The sequence below is a fragment of the Marinobacter maroccanus genome (assembly GCF_002933275.1).
Taxonomy (GTDB): Bacteria; Pseudomonadota; Gammaproteobacteria; order Pseudomonadales; family Oleiphilaceae; genus Marinobacter; species Marinobacter maroccanus.
Genome location: NZ_PSSX01000035.1, coordinates 1 through 4,062, shown reverse-complemented (window position 1 = coordinate 4,062; position 4,062 = coordinate 1). Strand labels below are relative to the sequence as shown.

Here is a 4,062-nt window from a genome sequence, read left to right as displayed (position 1 = left end):
ACAATCAAGATCATCACAAGGAAAAAGACAAGCCTGGCGTTAGATGAATATGCGCAAAGGGGGCTGATTCATATGGGTTTTTAGTCTTTCAAAGATATACAAAGAGATTGACACAAGAGCAAGAAAAACCGATAATAACCACATGGTCAGCGGGGTGCTGGCCACCGGGTTCGCCGCCGGTTATCGAGGCGAGTTAGGAGATTCCCACCATGTTGAAAGTCATTTCTACCCCTCATCTGGAAAACCGGGCCGCTTGGGTTATGGCGCTGGAACTGCGGGATATTTTCGTCGCAGAGCCTGCCGCCCACGTTCGTCGCTACGGCCTGCATAAAGACGATTTCAACCTTGTGATCACCGACAACGCGGAAGCCATGAGCCGAGGCAAGACCCTGAACCGTTTTAGCCTGGGTGGTAGCGAGTCGGATGTGATGGACTTTCTGGCAATCTGCTCATGGTCACTGAAAAAGGTTTTGGAGGTGTGCGCCTCGTTTGATTGCGAGCCTACCAAGCATGTTCGTCTGCGGGCCCAGTTGAAACTTTGGGGCTACCAGCGGGATGCCCGTCTTGAATTTTGCCCGTTTGCGGCCCAGCGAGTGAACCCACTGCAAACGCTGCCCACGAAATGGACGATTCCACACGTTGTTCGCCTGCTGGCCCGGGATACCGATGCCGTGGTGAAAACTCAGTGGGAGCTGACCGACGATTACAAATCCGATGCCGATCGCAATTTCGGCCGCGATCAGCGTCCTGATCGCCTGAGTCTACTGCGCGAACTGGTTGAGGCTGGACGCGATTGGCGGATTCATGAAGACCATTCGGGTCTGTCCATTTCCTACGGCCAGCGCTCCTACGCGATTGACCTCCCTAATCGGCTGATTGCCGCCTAACCCTTGCGGGGGCGAAAGCCCCATCGGTTTCCGGACGGAAACACCCAACAGATAAGGAACTGACACCATGGAACAGCAAATCAAACTGAACGCCCTCACGATCTCTGAGAAGAACGTTCGTAAGGTATCTGCGGCTGACATTGAGGATCAGCAGTTAATCGCGTCTATCGTCTCTCAGGGGCTCCTACAGAACCTGATCGTTGTGAAGTCGAAGAAACGGGGCAAGTATGAAGTCGTCGGTGGCGGTCGCCGTCTGGCTGCGTTGCAGCATTTGGCAGAGAACGGCGACATTGAAATGGATTATCCGGTGCGCTGCGTTGTGAAAGATCAGAGCGATGCCACTGAGGCCTCAATGGCGGAAAACCTGAAAGCAGCCATGCACGACGCGGACTGGTTTGCGGCCTACATGCAGTTAAAAGATCAAGGCATGAGTGCCGAGGACATTGCCAAGAGATTCGGCCACAGCGTGACGGATGTTCGCAAACTTTTGAAGCTTGGCGGGGTGGCCCCGGTGATTTTGGAGGCCTTTCGTAATCGAGAACTGGACAAAAAAGAGGTTATGGCTTTCACCGTGTCCGATGATCAGGAAAAGCAGATGGCTGTCTTTGAAGAAATGAAAGAGGGCTATGGGTTCACCGCGTGGGAGATTCGTTCTCGCCTGCTGCCTGAGAATGTCCGAAGCACTGAGCCTATGGCTTTGTTTGTGGGTTTGGAAGCCTACGAGAAGGCCGGTGGCAGTGTGGCCTCAGATCTGTTCCAGGAGGTGACCTATCTGAACGATCCTGAACTTTTGCAGTCGTTGGCAGAAACCAAGATTGAGGCACTGGTGGCCGAGAAGAAAGTCGAGGGCTGGAAGTGGGTTGAACACGCCTTTGGTGGTTTCTGGTCAACACGGTTTGCCAGCATGAGACGCGTGGAGCCTGAAATTGAAGTTGAATTGCCAGAGGCGTTGACTGCCCGACTGGCCGAGATCGATTCCCTTTTGAATGCATTGAACGAGAAGCCCATGGCGGAGTGGACGGAAGAAGATGAAAAAGCGCACGACCGACTCACCGACGAGGAAAGGGATTTGCAGGAGCAAAAGGAAAACTCTCGAGTATTTTCCGTAGAGCAGAAAGCTGAGGCTGGTGTCCTGATCCTGATTGATCGGGAAGGGGAGCCGGAATACCGCGAGGGCATCTTGAAGCCCGAGGATGCTGACAGGGACGGCCAAGGCGAGGACGAGCAGGGGGAGGTTCATGCTCCCAAGAAACCGGAGGAAAGCGCGGCGTTGTTAAGCGACCTGAGCGCTTACTCCTTGCAGGCTCTGCAAGCGGACCTCATGGATTCACCGGAGCTGTGCTTTGATCTTTTGGTGTTCAATATGGCGTTGCAACGCGTGTCTCAGAGCTTCCTAAGACCGTGCGAGATCAGCGTCCAGTGGGCAGAATTCAGCCCCAAGGACATCACGGAGACAAAAGCCGCCGAAAAGATTCAGAAGGCGCGAGACGGGTTGAACCTGGCTTGGATGAACGAGGAAAGCGAAGCCGGCATGTTCAGGGCGTTCCAGTCTTTAACGATGCCGGACAAGCTAGCGATTCAGGCTTTTTGTGTCGCGCAGTCTCTGCGCTCATCCGGTTCGGTCATTGCCGAGGTTGTGAAGGAACAAATCAGTTTCGACCTGTCTTCCTTATGGCAGCCGACCAAAGACAATTACTTCAAACGGGTTAAGCGCGAGAAGCTGTTGGATATTCTGGTGGAGCTCAAAGGCAACGAGTTGGCGGCGGGTATGGTCAATGCCAAGAAGCGTGATCTGGCTGAGTTGCTGGATGGGCTGGAAGAATCCAAGGGGTGGCTACCGCCACAGATGCGATCAGAGCCGCTTGAGGTCTAATTTCGCCCAATGGCCGGAAGCTAGATGGCTTCCGGCCCTCCCGGTTTTGTGCAAATGCTGAGTTTTAAATTGGATGATTGAGGATGCAGGGAGACACGATGAATGCACCCGACCTGTTTGATTTCCATGAACATCAACCTGAATTTTTAAGCGGGATTGTTACTCATTATGAAAAGCTTCTAGATCTGGGCGAAAGGGACGGCTACCAGGTGTGTGCGGAGTTCTTAAAGGTCGTCAAGTCTGTTGGGTATACGTTTTCTTACGGGCTCGATGGTGTACCTTATGACTTGAGGTTGCTCTGATCCTGCAGATCAGAGTTGGTTTCTGAGCGAGATTAGGAGGGGTTATGGCCACCACAGTGTATTTTGAAGAAACCGTCATTGGTCAGGGCGGCAAGGACAGAATGGATGTGGAAATGGGACGGTCGTCTTTCTTCGAGGAAGACAGCATTTATCTGAACGTTGATGGAAACTCGGTCGTTATGGATCGCGCGACCGCTAAGCGCTTTGTCGAAGCTGTTATGAATGTTGGCTTTTACCACGGTTTCGTGGAATAGGATTGGAAGAATCATAGACATCGAGCTATTGATCCCGGGTTCCGTTGTGGCCATTTCCCGTTAAGGAGTTTAGCGGTGGTGAAAGTTTGTCTTAAGTGTGACTACGAGCGTAAGCCGGATGACCGCGCCCCAGACTGGCAGTGTCCAAATTGTGAGGCGGTTTACAGCAAGATCGAGGAAGCGGTCAAGAAGGGGATTGATGTCAAGAAACCCCAGTTGACCCCGAAGCGTGAGCTTTCTGAAAGGTTGTCGACAATGATTGTCGTGACCACGCCAACACTTCCAGGTGCTGAGGTAGACAAGGTGCTCGGAATTGTCGCAGGCGATAGCACTTATGCGTTCAGCTCGATTAATGAGTTCTTTGGAAGCATTGGTCGAGCGGTTGCCGGCTCCGGAAAAAGTCATGGCACCGAGTCACATCTGGTTCGTTGTCGTGAGGAAGCTTTGAAACGACTGCGGTTTAATGCAGCGAATCTGGGTGCTGATGCTGTTATCGGCACATCAGTTAATGTTGTTGAGTTCAGTGGTGCCACGGATAACGGGGTTGTGGTGATCTCTGCCACTGGAACCGCTGTTACTGTCGCAGACTGAATAGGCTGTTTTCACGACTGGATCGCGATCACCTGTGCGCGCCCTACGGGGCGGGCTTCTCCGGGTTCGCTATTCGCTCATCCCGCCGGTGGCGGGACTGACGCCCTCCATATCCCTCGCGCTTCCGACCTCCGGCCGGTAAAGGATCCCCGCTG

5 protein-coding genes are annotated in these 4,062 nt (G+C 53.2%); all 5 read left to right on the top strand.

Going from position 1 to position 4,062, the window contains the following annotated elements:
• The first annotated feature begins 209 nt into the window (after positions 1–209).
• Positions 210–887, top strand: coding sequence for a hypothetical protein (locus KEHDKFFH_RS19850; protein WP_104323499.1), 678 nt, complete (start codon positions 210–212; stop codon positions 885–887).
• Between the two features lie 67 nt (positions 888–954).
• Entirely contained in the window at positions 955–2,760 is a 1,806-nt protein-coding gene (locus tag KEHDKFFH_RS19845) for a ParB/RepB/Spo0J family partition protein (protein ID WP_104323498.1), read from the top strand.
• A gap of 98 nt (positions 2,761–2,858) precedes the next feature.
• Positions 2,859–3,062, top strand: a complete 204-nt coding sequence (locus KEHDKFFH_RS19840; protein WP_104323497.1) for a hypothetical protein — start codon at positions 2,859–2,861, stop codon at positions 3,060–3,062.
• 44 nt (positions 3,063–3,106) lie between these two features.
• Entirely contained in the window at positions 3,107–3,316 is a 210-nt protein-coding gene (locus KEHDKFFH_RS19835) for a hypothetical protein (protein ID WP_104323496.1), read from the top strand.
• 78 nt (positions 3,317–3,394) lie between these two features.
• Complete coding sequence (locus KEHDKFFH_RS19830) at positions 3,395–3,907, top strand: heavy metal-binding domain-containing protein (RefSeq protein WP_146084243.1); 513 nt, start codon at positions 3,395–3,397, stop codon at positions 3,905–3,907.
• Positions 3,908–4,062 lie beyond the last annotated feature (155 nt).

Coding starts and splice junctions, on each gene's coding strand:
- KEHDKFFH_RS19840 (WP_104323497.1), top strand. CDS start 2,859: ATGAATGCACCCGACCTGTTTGATTTCCATGAACATCAACCTGAATTT.
- KEHDKFFH_RS19845 (WP_104323498.1), top strand. CDS start 955: ATGGAACAGCAAATCAAACTGAACGCCCTCACGATCTCTGAGAAGAAC.
- KEHDKFFH_RS19835 (WP_104323496.1), top strand. CDS start 3,107: ATGGCCACCACAGTGTATTTTGAAGAAACCGTCATTGGTCAGGGCGGC.
- KEHDKFFH_RS19850 (WP_104323499.1), top strand. CDS start 210: ATGTTGAAAGTCATTTCTACCCCTCATCTGGAAAACCGGGCCGCTTGG.